Here is a 15443-nt window from a genome sequence, read left to right on the forward strand (position 1 = left end):
CTACTTTCGATGAAACTTATCATTGTGCGATAAACCTGTCAGCGGATGGCGGTCGCGTTGCAGGGCGAACCGACCCCGCCGAGGAAGTTGAGCGGTTTGACGGTGACCAGGGCGTCCCAGGTGTCGGTGCGGCGGCTGTCCTCGGCGAGTGCAGTGAGGTTCCACAGCTCGCCGAGGGGGACGCCGAGTTTGCCGATCAGTTCCTGGTGCATCATGCCGGCATCCTCGGGGGCTGACTCCATGAACGGGCTGTCGGGGAGGACGGGGAGAACTTCGACGGCGAAGGTGTCGGTGCCGAAGAGCGCGATCTTGTTGTTCCACAACCACTGTGCGAGGTAGTGGCTCTGTGCGAAGCCGGTGGAGCGGCGACCGGAGCGGACCTCGTTTCGTTGGTCGTCGGTGGCGGTGAGGTACCAGTGCGCCCAGCCGGTGTGGACGAGAATCAGGTCACCGCCGCGGATCTCGCAGCCTTGGCGCTGCGCGGCGGCGTCCAGGTCGGCAGGGTCGAGCGCCGGACCCTGGGTGTGGTCGAGGGGATGCCCGCGTTCGGCGTGAAGCGCTTCGAGGTCGAGGAGCAAGCCGCGGCCGACGATCGGATCCTGCGACCAGGCCTGGATCCCGAGCGCCGGGGATCCTTCTGTGACCTGGTCGTCGGGAATACCGCCATAGAAGCCGTGCCCGGACACCCGTCGGTGGCGCAATCCGTCGAGGTGACTGCTGGCTTGCAGGTAGAAACCGTCGAGTAGGTCGTCGCGGGATTCGGCGTGCGCGGAGACGATGGTGTGCTTCGGCGCCGTGCGCGTCCGGGCCATCGGTGGGTCGAACGCCCCGAGCGGATAGTCGAGGGCGAACACCGCACCCCGGGTGACCAGGGTGGCGGCGTCGCGGACCTGCTCGGGGCCGGCGAAGTTCGCCGTCCCCCGGTCCCCGTTGTCGAAGACTCCCCAGCTCGACCCGGCCGGGGCGCCGTCGGTGCGGGCGCACAGGTCGGCGTAGGTGGAGTCGGCACCGATCGTGCTCATCGGCCCGGTCATCCGACGTGTTCGGCGGTGCGGGCGGGAGAGTCCTCGTTTCCGAGGGCGTCCTCCTCTCCGCCGTGGTGGAAGTACGACAAGACGAAGGCGAGCAGTCCGGCGATGCCTGCGGCACCGTAGGCGTAAGGGGCGAGCAATTCCTCGACGTGGGTGACGACGACGCCGTCGCCGAGGATCAGTCCGACGGATTGGCCGAGCACGATCGCCAGTCCGCCGAGCAGGAACGCGACGACGCTGATGCGGAAGAGGGTAGAGAAGCTTTTCTGGAACATGACGTGTCCTGTCGCGGGATTAGACGGGGAGGAGGCCGAGGGCGATCAATACCCCGATGCCGAGGATGGGAATGCAGTAGTACTTCAGGAGCGGCATGAAGATCTTCGACGGGTCGATCCGGGCGATACCGGAGGCGACGTAGATGGGAGCGCCCGAGGGCGGGGAGGCGCCCTCGGTGGACGCGAAGACCAAGACGGCGGCCGCGGCGACGGGGGCGGCGATACCCGTGCCGACCAGGGCGGCGACGGCGACGGGGCCGACCGAGGCCATGGTGGCAGAGGCGGTCAGCGGGATCGCGATGATGACGATGATGATCCCGACGAGGATCGCCATCAGCCAGGACGGTGCGCTGAGGCTTTCGAGCATCGCGGTCAGCTGCTGAGGCAGTTTCAGCTTGGCGAGCACCGCCGAGGCGGAGAACGCGGCCACGATGGTGATACCGATGACGCCGAACTGGGGGGCGGCGTCGCCGAGGACTTTCCACCAGCCCGTGCTGGTTTTGGGCAGATGCCGGCGCCCGAGGAAGAGCACCAGCAGGATCATCAGGACGGGAATCCAGGTGATCAGGCTCAGAGCGCTCGACATCACCAGGTCGGTGTAGTGCGCGATGGGTGCGGCGATCGGACCGCGGGTGAGCAGCAACGGGATCAGGATCGGGACGAACAGCAACAGCGAGGTCCACCCGACCCGCAGGCTCCGCTTGACCGGGATCCGGTCCTCCGGGGCGATCGGCTGCAGGCCGTTCTTGCGGACCAGGTAGTAGCTCAGCACCAGCCGGTAGCCGAGGCACCAGAGGCCGGCGATGGCGAGCGGAACGATGATGTCGTCGGCGGCCATCATCCCGGTGACGGTGCTCGACCCGACCAGGATGAACATGGTCGCACTGAACGGGAACGTCACGCCCATGCCCGCGCAGCCGGCCACCACCGTCGCGGACAGTTCGCCGCTCACGCCGGAGCGTTTCATCCACGGCACGGTGACCGAGCCGACCGCGGCGGTGACCGAGGCACCGACGTGCGCGATGGCACCGAACATGCCGCCGGCGACGGTGGACGTGTAGATCGGGCCGCCGCGCAGGCGGCCGAGGAACGAGTTGAGGATGTCGATGAGCCGGTCCAGCACCGGGGTCTTCGCGAGGATGAAGCTCATGAAGATGAACGCCAGCCCGGCGAACGTCACTTCCTCCTGCATCGAATTGACGAAGCCCTCCCACATGTACTTGGGGGCGTCACGGCCCGCGAAGGCCCCGACGACGACGAACCCGACGATCATCGCCTCACCGATGTTGCGTTTGAGCACCGCATTCCAGAAGACGATGGACGCGATGAACGCCAGCAACGCCCAGATGGCAATCATGCCGCGACCTTCCGGGCGGCGATGATCGCGGCGCGACGCTGCGCCTCGTCGGCTTCGACCGCCCGGCCACCCGCCAGGCTGGTGAACGCTTCGGCCGCCGGGATGATGATGACGCCGTCGTCGTCCGCGACGACCAGATCGCCGGGGGCGCAGACGACACCGCCGACCGCGACCGGGACGTCGATCTTGCCGGGACCGTCCTTGTAGGGGCCGGACGGGTTCACCGCGCGAGCCCACACACCGAAACCAATCTCCTGCAGGACATCGATGTCGCGGGCGGCGCCGTCGATGATCATGCCGACGCAGCCGCGGGAGCGGGCGCGTTCGGCGATCAACTCACCCATCAAGGCCCGATTCTGGTCGCCCTGTCCGTTGATGACAATCACCTCACCAGGCTGCACCTTCGCCAGCGCCTCGTGCAGCGCCTTGTTGTCGCCGGCCCGGGTCCACACCGTGCGGGCACGGCCGACGATCCGTGCACCCTTCCACATGGCATGGATACCCGAATCGACCATGCCCATGCGCTGGCGGGCGTCGCCGATGTTGGCGACCGGGAGCCCGGCGTAGGCCTCGAGCAACTCGTCGGTGGCGCGTCCATTCGCATCGGCCAGGGTGCGGTGCGCCTCGGCCGTGGCGGACGCGAGGACCGGACGGACCCCCAGGGTGTCGAGGAGCTCGACCGAGGCGGCCGCCTCCACCGAGCGTCGGGCGGCGTGCTTGCGGGTGCCGTCCCGCAGCCGGTCCAGGGCCGAGAAGCTGCCGGACAGCTCACCGGCAATCTGCGCACGCACCCACTGCTCGGCGTCGGCAGCGATCCCGGCATCGACCGATTCGACGATCAACGCGCCGAGGCCCTTCATGAACGTGCTGCGCAGCAGCTTGCGGTTCGACGCGTCCCCGGGCGCACCGGAGATGTCCTCGACCGCGGCGCCGAGCGCCTCGAAATACGTGGCCGCCGCGGTCGATCCGTCGCCGCTGACCACCAGGGCGGTACGCGCCCCGTGGGCGGGGACGGACCCGACCACCGCGACATCGGCGAACGCAGCGCCGGCCGCGCCGACCACGTCGGCGACCTGCGCCTTGATCTCGGCCGGCGCGGCATTCATGTCCGCGTAGCAAATGCCGTCCGACAGATGCGGTGCGGCGTCGGTCGCCGCCCGCACCGCCACCTTCGCGCTGGTCAGGCTCAGCACCAGATCCGCACCCCGCACGGTCTCGGCGACGTCGTCGAAGCGCAGCACTCCCGCGGGGGTGGCGGTGTCGGCCGGGTCGAACCCGGTCACCTCCCAGCCCTTCGCGAGGAATCCCGACGAGTAGAGACTTCCGGCTTCGCCCAAGCCGAGGATCGCAACCTTCATAATTTCCTCTCATACTGTGATAACCTCTATCACATGATGCGGTAATGGTGGTCACACTGCATCGCCGTTGTCAAGGCATCGAGAGTTGAGAGGGATTGAGCGCGAAAGTGACCACCGCACGCGGGGACAGCGCAGGACCCCGCGCTATTCGGCGTGCTGACGTGCAGGTTCGTATCTACCGTCGAGTGGGTTCGCGATTCGTAGAGCAACGAGGATTTGCAGCCGGCGCACGGGAATCGAGGCTGACCGGGAATTCGCGCGCGGAGTGGCAGGGGAGGACCGGAAAATCCGGGAACCCGCGCGCCTGTGAATAGTGGGTCATCACGCCGAGGTGGATGCGGGCGCCACTGAGGAGTTCGTCGTCGTGAGCATCGGCGGCGGGGACGCGGATACGTTCAGCGGTGCGGTGAACGGGGCTGCCCCGATCACATCGGTTGGCGCCAAATCGGTCTCGGTGTGCAAGCGATCAGCGAGTACCCGATACATGGCCTTCTGCTGCGCCGCGCTGCGGCCCTGTCGGGCTGCCACCTGCCCGACCGTGATGTCGAGCCCGGTGTCCTCGGCGATGATCTGACCCGGCTTGCGCTCGGAGATGATCTGGTAGCGGTCTCGGGGTCGGGCCAGCGGCTGGTGACGACCTTGCCGCGGGTGAAGAAGTGGACGCCTTCGGTGCCGTGGGCGTGGGTGTCGCCGAAGAGGGAGTTCTTCCCGCCACCGAAGGGGGAGTACGCGGTGTGGACGGGGATGGGGACGTTGATGCCGACCATGCCGAGCTCGACTTCGTTCTGGAACTGTCGGGCGGCGCCGCCGTCGTTGGTGAACATGGCGGTTTATTGCCGAACTGGCCGGAGCGAGTGCCCCGCTAGTACGACGCCCGGCCACCGCTCGCGTCGTAGACGGCGCCGGTCGAGAAGCTGAGCGCCTCCGAGCACAGCCATGCGACGAGTTCCGCGATTTCTTCGGGCCGTCCCATCCGGGCCATCGGGGTCAGGCTCTGCGACCGCGCGAGGATCGCCGGGTCGGTGCCGGCATTCATCGGGCTCTCCACGGCGGCGGGTGCCACCACGTTGGCCAGGACACCGGTCTTCGCGACCTCTTTGCCGAGCGATTTCGTCAGCGCGATGACGGCCGCCTTCGACGCCGAGTACGCGCTCTGGTTGGGATTCCCGTCCTTCGCCGCGATGCTCGCCAGATTCACCACCCGCCCCCAGCCGGCGTCGGCCATGGCCGGCACGAACGCGCGGCAGAGGAGGAACGTCCCGTCGACGTTGATCCGGAACGTGCGGCGCCAGTCTTCGAGGTCGACGTCGACCAGAGGAGCGGACGGTCCCACGACGCCGGCGCTGTTGACGAGGATGTCGACGCGGCCGAGCCTGGCGGCGAGGTTCTCGACGGCGTCGGCGTCGGTGACGTCGAGGTGCTCGTCGGCCCCGGTGGCGACGTCGGCGGTGACGACGCGGACCCCGGCGTCGGCGAGGCGCTTCGCGCACGCCGCACCGATTCCGCTCGCTCCGCCGGTGACGAGCGCGGTGGCGCCCTCGGGATACGTAGCCATGGTGGTTTCTCCTCGCGACTGTGTGCGTATTAGTCTTGGTCTATGTGCGAAATCAGAATGATTGGTTTCGCACTGTGTACGAATTGGAATATATGGGCTGAGCCACACTCGTCAAACTCGCCGAAGGGAATCCGATGGAGATTCGCTGGCTGCAAGCGTTCGTCGCCGTCGCCGAAGAACTGCATTTCGGCAGGGCCGCCGCGCGACTTCAGATGGCCCAGTCGCCGCTGAGCCAGACGGTGCGCAAACTCGAGAAGGACATCGGCGTGCCGCTGTTCGAGCGGAGCACCCGCAGTGTCGCCCTGACGTCGGCCGGCCACACGTTCCTGCCGCACGCCTACCGGATTCTCGAGAGCGTCGACATCGCGCGGCAGGCCACCCGTGCGTCCGCCGGGGGCGTGTACGGCCGCATCAAGATCGGCTTCACGGGCGTGCTCAATCATCTGTCCCTGCCCCCGCTCACCCGCGCGCTCCGGCAGCGCTACCCCGACATCGAACTCACCCTCGTCGGCCGCATCATGACCCGTGACGCCATCACTCAACTGGACAGTGGCGCACTCGATCTCGCGTTCGTCGGTCTTCCCGTCGAGACGGCCTCGGTGTCCACCCGGTTGATCCGCCGCGAGCCGTTCGGGGCCGTGCTCCCGGCGGACCACCCGCTCGCGTCGGAGCCGGAGATCGACCTGCGCGACCTGGCCGAGGACGGGTTCGTCACGACACCGCTGTCGGCCGGCTCGGCATTGCAGGAGGTCGCGATGCGGGCGTGCGTCGATGCGGGCTTCCGTCCCCGCGTGGTGCAGGAGATCACCGACCCGTACATGATCCTGATGCTGGTGGCGACGGGTGTCGGCGTGGCGCTCATGACGTCGGGCATTGCCGCGCTCACGCCCCCGGGCACGGTGTTCGTGCCGCTCACCGGCGAGCCGATCTACATGAACCACGGACTCGCCTGGTCGCCGCGCCGGGTCTCCGACGCGCTCCGGGTGGCCCTCGCGGTGTCGGAGGACATTCTCCCGACTCCAGATTAGGATGTTTTCGATCTATATCTAAGACTTTTTTTGCGCTGGACTGCGCATAGTCCGCCATGACACGCTCGTCACGGTCCGGAACTTCGTGTGAGGTGGATCACCTCCGAAGAAGCCTCGCGGCGCACCGGATCCCTGGGACGAAAGGAACACCATGGCAAGCACGTCTACTCGCGACACCGGGGGACAACCGAACGAGAACGCCCGCCGGGCCGCCGTCTCGGGATTCCTCGGCAGCACGCTCGAGTACTACGACTTCTTCATCTACGGGTCCGCGGCAGCGCTGGTCTTCCCGCGGATCTTCTTCCCCGGCGGAGGAGCCACGGCGACCCTGCTGTCGATCGGCACGCTCGGCGTGGCGTACATCGCGCGTCCACTCGGCGCAGTGCTGTGGGGACATCTCGGGGATCGGTACGGGCGCAAGAATTCGCTGCTGGCGTGTCTCCTGCTCATGGGTATCGCGACGGTGGTCGTCGGCTGCCTGCCCACGTACGACCAGATCGGTATCGCCGCGCCCATCATCCTGGTGCTCCTGCGATTGCTGCAGGGCCTGTCCGCCGGCGGCGAATCACCAGGATCGTCCGCGCTGACGCTCGAACACGCACCGGACAACCGTCGCTCGTTCTACACCTCGTTCACCATGAGCGGCATCATGTTCGGCATCGTCATCTCGAGCCTGGTGTTCATTCCCGTGGCCGCGCTGCCGGACGACGCGCTCTACTCGTGGGGCTGGCGTGTGCCCTTCCTGCTCAGCATCGTCGTGACGGGTGTTGCGGTCTGGCTGCGTCGCAAGCTCGACGAGCCGGAGGTCTTCGAAGAGCTGAAGGAACACGACGACACGGCGGGCATCCCCGTCGTGGAGATGTTCCGCTCACACTGGCGCACCGTGATCCGCATCAGCCTCAGCGCGACATTCGCGATGATCAACACGATCGTCAACGTCTTCGCGCTGGCGTACGCCGTGCAGGTCGCCGGGCTCGAACGCTCCACGATGCTGTGGGCGATCGCCACCGCGAACTTCGTCGCCGTTCTCACCCAGCCGCTGTTCGGAATGCTCGCCGACCGGATCGGCCGCAAACCGGTGTTCGTGACGGGCGCCGTCGGTTCCGCGGGCATGGTGTTCGTGTTCTTCCACGCCATCGGAACGGGTAGCGCGCCGATGGTGTTCGCGGCCGGCATCGTCCTGATCGGCCTGTTCTACGCGATGCCCAACGGCGTGTACCCGGCGTACTTCCCCGAGCAGTTCCCCGCCAAGGTCCGGTACACCGGAATGGCCGTGAGTCTCATGCTGGGACTGTTGGTGGCCGGTTTCACCCCGGCCATCGCGCAGTGGCTGTCGGCGGGCGACACCGCGAACTGGACCCCGGTCGCCTGGATGTGCCTGGGCTTTGCGCTGCTGTCGTCGGTCGCCGCGCTCACCGGTCCCGAGACGTACCGCACCCCCACCGAACAGCTCGGCGAACCCGGCGCGACGACGGTCGGCACCCGGCACCAGGCGCTCGTCCGCAACGACGCCTGACCGGACCGGACCTTCACCACTGCAGGAGATTTTCATGCACCCCGTATCCACCCGGCACCGGATCCGCCTCGTCGGGGCAGGGATCGCCACGTCCCTGTCGCCGGCGCTGCACGAACACGAGGCCGCCGCCCTCGGCCTGACCGACTACCGCTACGACCTGATCGACGTCGCGGCGGAGGGCATCCCCGTCGACAGTTCCGGCGACACGCTGCGGCAGGCCGTCGCAGCGGGCTGCACCGGACTCAACGTCACCCACCCGTGCAAGCAGGTGGTCGTCGACTCCCTCGACGAATTATCCGACAACGCACGACTTCTCGGCGCCGTCAACACCGTCGTCGTCCGTGACGGACGGCTGATCGGTCACAACACCGACCACAGCGGATTCCTCGCGGCGCTGCGCCGGGGACTGCCCGATGCCGCGCTCGGCCGCGTCGTCCTCGCCGGTGCGGGCGGTGCCGGTTCGGCCGTCGCCTACGCGCTCGCCGCCGCAGGAGTGACGGACCTGCGGGTCGCCGACCTCGACCCGGCCCGAGCAGCGGACGTCTGCACGCGCCTCGCGGCGGCCTTCCCGCAGACGCGGGTCACGGCCATCCCCCTCGACACGATCGAAGCGAACCTGGAGCACTGCGACGGTGTCGTCAACGCCTCTCCGATCGGCATGGTCGGACATCCTGGAACGCCGTTCGACACCGACGCGCTCCATCCCGGCCTGTGGGTCGCCGACATCGTCTACCGCCCCCTGCGGACCGAACTCGTCGCGGCAGCAACCGCTCTCGGCTGCGACGTGCTCGACGGCGGTCAGATGCTCGTCGCTCAGGCGGCCGACACGTTCGCCCTCCTCACCGGGGTCACGCCCGACCCCGACCGCATGCGACGTCACCTCGGCGAACTGCTCGCCGATCAGTGCGCCCCGACCGTACTCGAGGAGTCCCGATGACCGCGCGTCCGTTCGCCGCACCACTCGACCTGGGTAACGTGCGACTGCGCAACCGCTTCGTGTCGGCGCCGATGGAGCGCAACTACTGCGAGGTCGACGGCACGATGACCGACGAGTACATCGCGTACCTCGAGCGCCGTGCGGCGGGCGGCGCAGCACTCGTCTTCACCGAGGCCAGCTACGTGCGGGCCGACGGCAAGGGCCGTATCCGGCAGATGGGTGTGGACGTCGACGAACGCATCCCGGGCATCGCGAAGATGGCCGAGGCGATCCACGCGCACGGTGCGCTCGTCGGCGTCGAACTCAATCACGGCGGCCGCACCGCGCAGGGTTCCGTCAGCGGATTCGTCCCCGTCGCACCGTCACCGATCCCGTGCGCGGTGGTCGGCGGCGAAATGCCCGAGCAACTCGACGGCGACGACATCGAGCACATCATCGAATGCTTCGGCGAGGCCGCCGCGCGCTGTCAGCAGGCCGGGGTCGACGTGATCTCGCTGCACGGCGGTCACGGCTATCTCATCCACCAGTTCCTCTCGCCGGCGTACAACCACCGCGACGACGAGTGGGCCGATCCGGCGCTGTTCGTCAACTCGGTGATCGACGCCGTGCGCACAATGGCACCGGGTATCGCTCTCGGACTGCGGTTCTCGGCGTTCGAAGCCGTCGACGGCGGTCTCGACGCCGAGACGACCCGCGCCCGCATCGACGCGATCGACACCGACCGGCTCGACTTCCTCGACGTCTCCGCCGGCAACTACGAATCCGGGCAGTGGATCATCCAGCCCGGCGAGTGGCCGCGCGGACTCCTCGCCCCGTTCTCCGAGCAGTACACGAGGGACTTCGACCTCCCCGTCGGAGTCGCAGGCCGGATCAGCTCACCCGAGGTCGCGGCGCAGATCATCGAATCCGGGCAGGCCGACTTCGTGAGCATGGCCCGCACCCTGCACGCGGACCCGGACTTCCCGAACCGCGCGCTGGAAGGCGGCCGGTACCGGCCGTGCATCGCCTGCAACTACTGCATCGACAGCCTCGCCGCCGGACCCGTTCCGTGCTCGGTCAATCCGTGGGTGGGCCGCGAACTCGAGCAGCCGTCGAAGCCGGCGGACGTGGCGGTGCGCGTCGCTGTCGTCGGCGGCGGGCCGTCGGGCATGGCGGCCGCCCGCGACCTCGCGCTCGCCGGGCACCGCGTCGACCTGTACGACGAACGTGACAGCCTCGGTGGTGATTTCGCATTGGCCTCCCGGCTGCACGAATATCCCGAGTACGCGAGGATCGTCGACTGGTACCTCGCCGAGATCGCCGACCTCGACATCACCTGCCACACCGGCACCCGGGTCGACGCCGCCGCACTGGCCGGCCTGGATTTCGACGCCGTCGTGCTCGCGACGGGCGGCCGCGGACCCGCGGTCGACCTCCCCGGGGCCGACACCCGGAGGGTTCGCGACGTTCGCGAGTTCCTGGAATCCGGGGACCCGGCACCCGAGGCGATCACGATCTTCGGCGCCGACCGGGAAGCGGCCGCGGTCGCCGACGACCTGCTCCAGCACGGCACGAAGGTGGTCATGATCGGCCCGCAGGAGACGATTGCCCACGACGTCGGCCGACGCGGCAAGATCGTGCTGCTGCCGCGGCTCGCGGCGAGTGCGAACCTCACCACCCACCTGTCGTCGATCGTGACACGGGTCGAGGAAGACCGGGTAGTGATCTCCACGGGAGGTGCAGAACGGATCGTCGACGCCCCCGGCGAGCTGCTGGTCTCGCACGGCGTCGAACCGCGCACCGACCTGCTCGCCGCACTGCGGTCGCCGGCACCGCGACTCGGCGTCCACACGGTCGGTGACGCGAGCGGTGACGGCGGCTCCATCCACGCCGCTCTCGTCACCGCAGCCGACGTCGCCGCGACGATCACCGCGGCCGCCGATGCTCGCGAGGAGGTCAACGCATGATGGACATCCCGCCCCTCGGTCTCGGGACCTGGCCACTGACCGGCCCGGACGCCACCCGGGCCGTGCTGTCCGGCATCGAAGCCGGCTACCGACTCGTGGACACCGCCACGATCTACGACAACGAGGACGCCGTGGGTGTGGCGCTCGCGGAGTGCGGATTGCCCCGCGAGGAGCTGTTCGTCACCACGAAACTGCGTGGGAGCGATCACGTGTCGGGTGACATCCGCGGCGCGGTCGAGCGCAGCCTGAAGAATCTGGGACTCGATCGGCTCGACCTGTTCCTCATCCACTGGCCGCTGCCACGCCACGACAGGTACGTGGCGGCGTTCGAGGCGATGCTCGCGTGCCGCGACGCCGGCCTCGTCCGCTACGTCGGCGTCTCCAATTTCCTGGAGACGCACCTGCGTCGCGTCGTCACCGAAACCGGAGAAGCGCCCGCGGTCAACCAGATCCAGATGGACCCGTCGCTCGCCCGGCTGCCCGTCCGGCGCGCGAACGACGAACTCGGCGTGCTCACGCAGTCGTGGAGCCCGCTGGGCCGCGGCGACGTGCTCGGTGCCTCCGTGGTCACCGACATCGCCCGGCGCCTCGACCACACCCCCGCACAGGTGGTCCTGGCCTGGCACTTCGCGCACAGTGTCGTGCCGGTCGCGAGATCCGCGAATCCCGCCCGCCAGGCCGAGAACCTGGCCGCCCTCGACGTGCGTCTCACCGCCGCGGACATCGACGCCCTGAACCGTCTCGACCGCGGCGAGTCCGCGGCCCGGGACGTCGAAACGGAGGAGCACTACTGATGGCACTACGTATCGGCATCGTCGGTTGCGGAAAGATCGCCGGCAACCACGCCCGGGCCCTGCAGCAGGTGCCCGGCGTCGAGGTGGTCGGCTGCTGCGACCCCGACGTCGACCGCGCCCGCGAGTTCGCCGCCGCACACGGCATCGCCCGCGCCGTCGGTTCGGTGGAGGAGTTGATCGCCCTCGGCCTCGATGCGTGCACCGTCTGCACCCCGCATCCGGTGCACGAGCAGGTGGTCGTCGCGGCGGCGGAGGCCGGGATCCACGTGCTGTGCGAGAAGCCGATCGCCGTCGACGTCGCCGCAGCCGACCGGATGATCGCGGCCGCCGACCGCGCCGGCATCACGTTCGGTGTGCTGTTCCAGCGTCGATTCTGGCCGGCCGCGCAGCGCATCAGGGCGGCCATCGACGACGGCCGGATCGGCGTTCCGGTGCTCGGTGAGGCGTCGGTCCTTCTGCACCGCCCGTCGTCCTACTACTCCGCCGACGAGTGGCGTGGACGGTGGGACACCGACGGCGGCGGTGTCCTCATGACACAGGCCGTGCACCAGATCGACATGCTCCAGTGGTTCATGGGTGAGGCCGTCTCGGTGAGCGGCTTCATCCGCACCCACACGCACGGCGAGCACATCGAGACCGAAGACAGTGCGTCGGCCGTCGTCTCGTTCGCGTCGGGCGGCACTGCCACCGTCACCGCGACCACCGGCGCCAACCACAACCTCGGCAACCGGGTCACCGTCATCGGGCAGACCGGTGCGATCGCGAGCGTCCTCGAATTCCAGGAGGGCAGGGAGGGCGTCAACGAGATCTGGACAGTCCCCGGCGAAGTGGAGTTCCGTGCCCCGTTCACACCCGACGTCCGCGCCAATCTCGACGTCACCGAAGTCAACGCCGGACTCGCCGACTTCCACACACTCCAGGTACAGGACTTCGCGGACGCCGTCCTGACCTGTCGCGACCCCGCCGTCACCGGACGCGACGCGCGCGCCTCGCTGGCGATCGTCGCGGCGATCTACGAGTCCTCGCGCACCGGCCGGGTCGTCGACCTCACGCCCGCACAGACTTTCGCAACAACATCCGCTCAGGAGACGCCATGACCCCCGCACACACCACCGCCACCTATGACGTCGTCGTCATCGGCTCCGGAGCGGGCGGCCTGTCCGCCGCCGTCGCCGCAGCCGACGGGGGCGCCTCCGTCCTCGTCGTCGAGAAGGCGGACACCTGCGGCGGCGCGACGGCATGGTCCGGCGGCTGGATGTGGGCGCCGCGGAACCTGTTCGCGCAGGCGGACGGCGTGAACGAGGACCGCTCGCTGCCGCGCACCTACCTCGAGCACCGACTCGGGGAGAACTTCGACGCCGCCAAGGTCGACGCCCTGCTCGACGGCGCACCCGAGATGGTCGAGTTCTTCGAAAAGAAGACGGCCCTGCAGTTCGTTCCGGGCGCGAAGATCGCCGACATCCACGGCGACACACCGGGTGCGGGCACGGGGCACCGCTCCGTCGGGCCGAAGCCGGTGAGCCTCCGCAAGCTCGGCCCCGACGTCGCGGCGCTGCTCCGGCGGCAGCTCTACGAGACGTCGTTCCTCGGGATGGGCATCATGGCCGGCCCGGACCTGCAGGCCTTCCTGCACTCGACGCGTTCGGCGAAGGCGTTCGTGCACTGCGCACGCAGGGTGTCCACGCACCTGCTCGACCTCGCCACCAAGCGGCGCGGCCAGCAACTCGTCAACGGCACCGCGCTCGTCGGCCGGCTGCTGCGGTCGGCGCTCGACGCCGGCGTCGAGATCCGCGTGAGCACGGCGGCCACCACGCTGACCACCGACTCCGCGGGCGCCGTCACCGGTGTCCGGCTCGAGGGCCCGGACGGGGCCTACTCCGTGTCCGCCCGCCGCGGAGTCGTCCTCGCCACGGGCGGCTTCAGTCGCGACGTCGACCGGCGCCGCGAACTCTTTCCCCGCACACCCACGGGCCGTGAACACTGGACCCTCACCCCGTCCACGACCACCGGCGACGGCATCACCCTCGGCGAATCGGTCGGCGGGCGCCTCGACCGCTCGGTCGCGTCGCCCGTGGCGTACTGCCCGGTGTCGATCATCCGGTACCGCAACGGCAAGGAGGGCGTGTTCCCGCACATCCTCGACCGCGGAAAGCCCGGCGCCATCGGCGTACTCGCCGACGGCCGCCGCTTCGTCAACGAGGCCCTCGGCTACCACGACTACACCCTCGCGATGGTCGACCAGGTCCCCGACGGCGAAGAGGTCTGCTCCTGGCTGATCGCCGACCAGCGGTACCTGCGGTATTTCCCGCTGGGCATGGCCAAGCCGCTGCCGATCCCCACGTGGCCGTACCTGACGTCGGGGTACCTCACCCGCGGCCGCACGGTGCGCGAGCTGGCCGAGAAGATCGGCGTCGACCCGGACGGCCTGGAGAAGACGGTCGCAGCGTTCAACGAGGGCGCCCGCGACGGCGTCGACCCCGAATTCGGTCGTGGCACCACACCGTTCACCATCGGGTCGGGGGACGCCGACAACCCGTGGCCCAATGCCTCCCTCGCACCGCTCGAGGAGGGCCCGTTCTACGCGGTCAAGGTCGTGCCCGGCAGCTTCGGCACGTTCGCCGGTCTGGTCACCGACTCGGCGTCGCAGGTGCTGAACGACGACGACCAGCCGATCGACGGGCTGTTCGCCGTCGGGGTCGACCAGTCCAGCGTCATGGGCGGCCACTACCCGTCCGGCGGCATCAACCTCGGCCCGGCCATGACCTTCGGCTACCTCACCGGTCGCCGCCTCGCCTCGACGACAGGAGATCTGCGATGACCGCCCCCCTCGGCCTCGCCGCGCTCACCGTGCTCGACACCGCGCCGCTGCAGCAGGTGGACCTCGCCGAGAAGCACGGCTTCGACACCATCGGGATCCGGCTGCTGCCCGCCGCGCCCGGCACCACCGCCTACCCGCTGCACGAGGACGAGGGCGCCCTCGACGCGCTGATCCGTCGTCTCGACGATTCGCCGATCGAGGTGTTCGACCTCGAAATCATCCGGCTGGGAGCCGATTTCGATCCGAAATCGTACGTTCCGCTGCTCGAGGCGGGCGCACGGCTCGGCGCGAAGGCCGTGCTCGTCGGCGGCGACGACCGCGACCGCTCCCGGCTCACCGACTCCTATGCCCGTCTCGCGGAACTGTGCGCGCAGTACGGCATCGTCGCCGGCCTCGAGTTCATGCCGTGGACGGCCGTGCCCGACGCGGCCACCGCGGTCGAGATCGTGTCGCAGGCCGACGGGCCTGCCCGCAGCGTGCTGGTCGACGGGCTGCACGTCGGACGGTCGAGCACCACGCTCGACGACCTGGCGGCGATCCCGCGGGACTGGCTGCACTACGCCCAGATGTGCGACGGCTCGGTGCCTGCGCCTGCGGACGACGCCGAACTGATCCGCCAGGCCCGCGAGGAGCGCCTCGTTCCGGGGTCGGGCGGCATCCCGCTCGCCGACATCTGGTCCACGTTGCCGGCGGGTCTCCCGGTGAGCATCGAACTCCCCAACGAGCCGCTCCGGCGTGCCGTCGGCACGGACGCGTGGCTCGCGCAGCTGGTCGCCGCCACCCGGGAGGTGCTCGCGCAGGTTCCGGCGGCCACCGGACACTGACTTG

14 protein-coding genes and 1 pseudogene are annotated in these 15443 nt (G+C 69.0%); 8 read left to right on the forward strand and 7 right to left on the reverse strand.

The features are described from left to right. Positions 1 to 38 precede the first annotated feature (38 nt). From WKC72_RS13705 to WKC72_RS13735, 7 genes and pseudogenes are all read right to left on the reverse strand, one after another. The gene (locus WKC72_RS13705; RefSeq protein ID WP_370182939.1) at positions 39 to 1022 is read right to left on the reverse strand and encodes a cyclase family protein; all 984 of its coding nucleotides are present in this window, start codon (positions 1020 to 1022) and stop codon (positions 39 to 41) included. A gap of 8 nt (positions 1023 to 1030) precedes the next feature. Then, positions 1031 to 1306: a hypothetical protein gene (locus tag WKC72_RS13710; protein ID WP_005560578.1), complete on the reverse strand. Its 276-nt coding sequence runs from the start codon at positions 1304 to 1306 to the stop codon at positions 1031 to 1033. Between the two features lie 19 nt (positions 1307 to 1325). Then, complete coding sequence (locus tag WKC72_RS13715) at positions 1326 to 2663, reverse strand: TRAP transporter large permease subunit (protein WP_005250744.1); 1338 nt, start codon at positions 2661 to 2663, stop codon at positions 1326 to 1328. Then, on the reverse strand, positions 2660 to 4021 hold the full coding sequence (locus WKC72_RS13720) for an NAD(P)-binding domain-containing protein (RefSeq protein ID WP_370182941.1): 1362 nt from the start codon (positions 4019 to 4021) through the stop codon (positions 2660 to 2662). The genes WKC72_RS13715 and WKC72_RS13720 overlap by 4 nt, the downstream gene beginning before the upstream one ends. Before the next feature lie 321 nt (positions 4022 to 4342). Beyond that, positions 4343 to 4645 (reverse strand): tautomerase family protein, encoded by a 303-nt coding sequence (locus tag WKC72_RS13725; RefSeq protein WP_370184359.1) that lies wholly within the window; start codon positions 4643 to 4645, stop codon positions 4343 to 4345. Beyond that, positions 4633 to 4851 (reverse strand): annotated as a pseudogene (locus WKC72_RS13730) (aldehyde dehydrogenase family protein); the annotation flags it as partial. The pseudogene WKC72_RS13730 and the gene WKC72_RS13725, both read right to left, overlap by 13 nt. 32 nt (positions 4852 to 4883) lie before the next feature. Next, positions 4884 to 5576: an SDR family NAD(P)-dependent oxidoreductase gene (locus WKC72_RS13735; protein ID WP_112301856.1), complete on the reverse strand. Its 693-nt coding sequence runs from the start codon at positions 5574 to 5576 to the stop codon at positions 4884 to 4886. A gap of 134 nt (positions 5577 to 5710) precedes the next feature. Here WKC72_RS13735 and WKC72_RS13740 point away from each other — a divergent pair, with 134 nt between their 5' ends. From WKC72_RS13740 to WKC72_RS13775, 8 genes are all read left to right on the forward strand, one after another. Beyond that, positions 5711 to 6604 carry a LysR family transcriptional regulator gene (locus WKC72_RS13740; protein WP_005252314.1) on the forward strand — a complete coding sequence of 298 codons (894 nt, stop codon included), beginning with the start codon at positions 5711 to 5713 and terminating at the stop codon, positions 6602 to 6604. A 151-nt stretch (positions 6605 to 6755) separates the two neighbouring features. Then, complete coding sequence (locus tag WKC72_RS13745; RefSeq protein ID WP_037238679.1) at positions 6756 to 8120, forward strand: MFS transporter; 1365 nt, start codon at positions 6756 to 6758, stop codon at positions 8118 to 8120. Between the two features lie 34 nt (positions 8121 to 8154). Continuing rightward, positions 8155 to 9057, forward strand: coding sequence for a shikimate dehydrogenase (locus WKC72_RS13750; protein WP_037238682.1), 903 nt, complete (start codon positions 8155 to 8157; stop codon positions 9055 to 9057). Then, positions 9054 to 11003, forward strand: a complete 1950-nt coding sequence (locus WKC72_RS13755; RefSeq protein ID WP_370182943.1) for an FAD-dependent oxidoreductase — start codon at positions 9054 to 9056, stop codon at positions 11001 to 11003. Before WKC72_RS13750 ends, WKC72_RS13755 begins: the two co-directional genes overlap by 4 nt. After that, positions 11000 to 11797, forward strand: coding sequence for an aldo/keto reductase (locus WKC72_RS13760; RefSeq protein WP_370182944.1), 798 nt, complete (start codon positions 11000 to 11002; stop codon positions 11795 to 11797). The genes WKC72_RS13755 and WKC72_RS13760 overlap by 4 nt, the downstream gene beginning before the upstream one ends. After that, on the forward strand, positions 11797 to 12894 hold the full coding sequence (locus WKC72_RS13765) for a Gfo/Idh/MocA family protein (protein ID WP_370182945.1): 1098 nt from the start codon (positions 11797 to 11799) through the stop codon (positions 12892 to 12894). Before WKC72_RS13760 ends, WKC72_RS13765 begins: the two co-directional genes overlap by 1 nt. After that, a complete protein-coding gene (locus WKC72_RS13770; protein ID WP_370182946.1) occupies positions 12891 to 14615 on the forward strand; it encodes an FAD-dependent oxidoreductase in 1725 nt (574 codons plus the stop codon). The genes WKC72_RS13765 and WKC72_RS13770 overlap by 4 nt, the downstream gene beginning before the upstream one ends. Further along, positions 14612 to 15439 (forward strand): sugar phosphate isomerase/epimerase family protein, encoded by an 828-nt coding sequence (locus WKC72_RS13775; RefSeq protein ID WP_370182948.1) that lies wholly within the window; start codon positions 14612 to 14614, stop codon positions 15437 to 15439. Before WKC72_RS13770 ends, WKC72_RS13775 begins: the two co-directional genes overlap by 4 nt. Positions 15440 to 15443: the final 4 nt, after the last annotated feature.

The organism is Rhodococcus wratislaviensis, assembly GCF_041228765.1.
In the GTDB taxonomy this organism is placed as follows: domain Bacteria; phylum Actinomycetota; class Actinomycetes; order Mycobacteriales; family Mycobacteriaceae; genus Rhodococcus_F; species Rhodococcus_F wratislaviensis.

Coding starts and splice junctions, on each gene's coding strand:
- WKC72_RS13760 (WP_370182944.1), top strand. CDS start 11,000: ATGATGGACATCCCGCCCCTCGGTCTCGGGACCTGGCCACTGACCGGC.
- WKC72_RS13765 (WP_370182945.1), top strand. CDS start 11,797: ATGGCACTACGTATCGGCATCGTCGGTTGCGGAAAGATCGCCGGCAAC.
- WKC72_RS13750 (WP_037238682.1), top strand. CDS start 8,155: ATGCACCCCGTATCCACCCGGCACCGGATCCGCCTCGTCGGGGCAGGG.
- WKC72_RS13720 (WP_370182941.1), bottom strand. CDS start 4,021: ATGAAGGTTGCGATCCTCGGCTTGGGCGAAGCCGGAAGTCTCTACTCG.
- WKC72_RS13770 (WP_370182946.1), top strand. CDS start 12,891: ATGACCCCCGCACACACCACCGCCACCTATGACGTCGTCGTCATCGGC.
- WKC72_RS13715 (WP_005250744.1), bottom strand. CDS start 2,663: ATGATTGCCATCTGGGCGTTGCTGGCGTTCATCGCGTCCATCGTCTTC.
- WKC72_RS13745 (WP_037238679.1), top strand. CDS start 6,756: ATGGCAAGCACGTCTACTCGCGACACCGGGGGACAACCGAACGAGAAC.
- WKC72_RS13735 (WP_112301856.1), bottom strand. CDS start 5,576: ATGGCTACGTATCCCGAGGGCGCCACCGCGCTCGTCACCGGCGGAGCG.
- WKC72_RS13775 (WP_370182948.1), top strand. CDS start 14,612: ATGACCGCCCCCCTCGGCCTCGCCGCGCTCACCGTGCTCGACACCGCG.
- WKC72_RS13705 (WP_370182939.1), bottom strand. CDS start 1,022: ATGAGCACGATCGGTGCCGACTCCACCTACGCCGACCTGTGCGCCCGC.
- WKC72_RS13740 (WP_005252314.1), top strand. CDS start 5,711: ATGGAGATTCGCTGGCTGCAAGCGTTCGTCGCCGTCGCCGAAGAACTG.
- WKC72_RS13710 (WP_005560578.1), bottom strand. CDS start 1,306: ATGTTCCAGAAAAGCTTCTCTACCCTCTTCCGCATCAGCGTCGTCGCG.
- WKC72_RS13755 (WP_370182943.1), top strand. CDS start 9,054: ATGACCGCGCGTCCGTTCGCCGCACCACTCGACCTGGGTAACGTGCGA.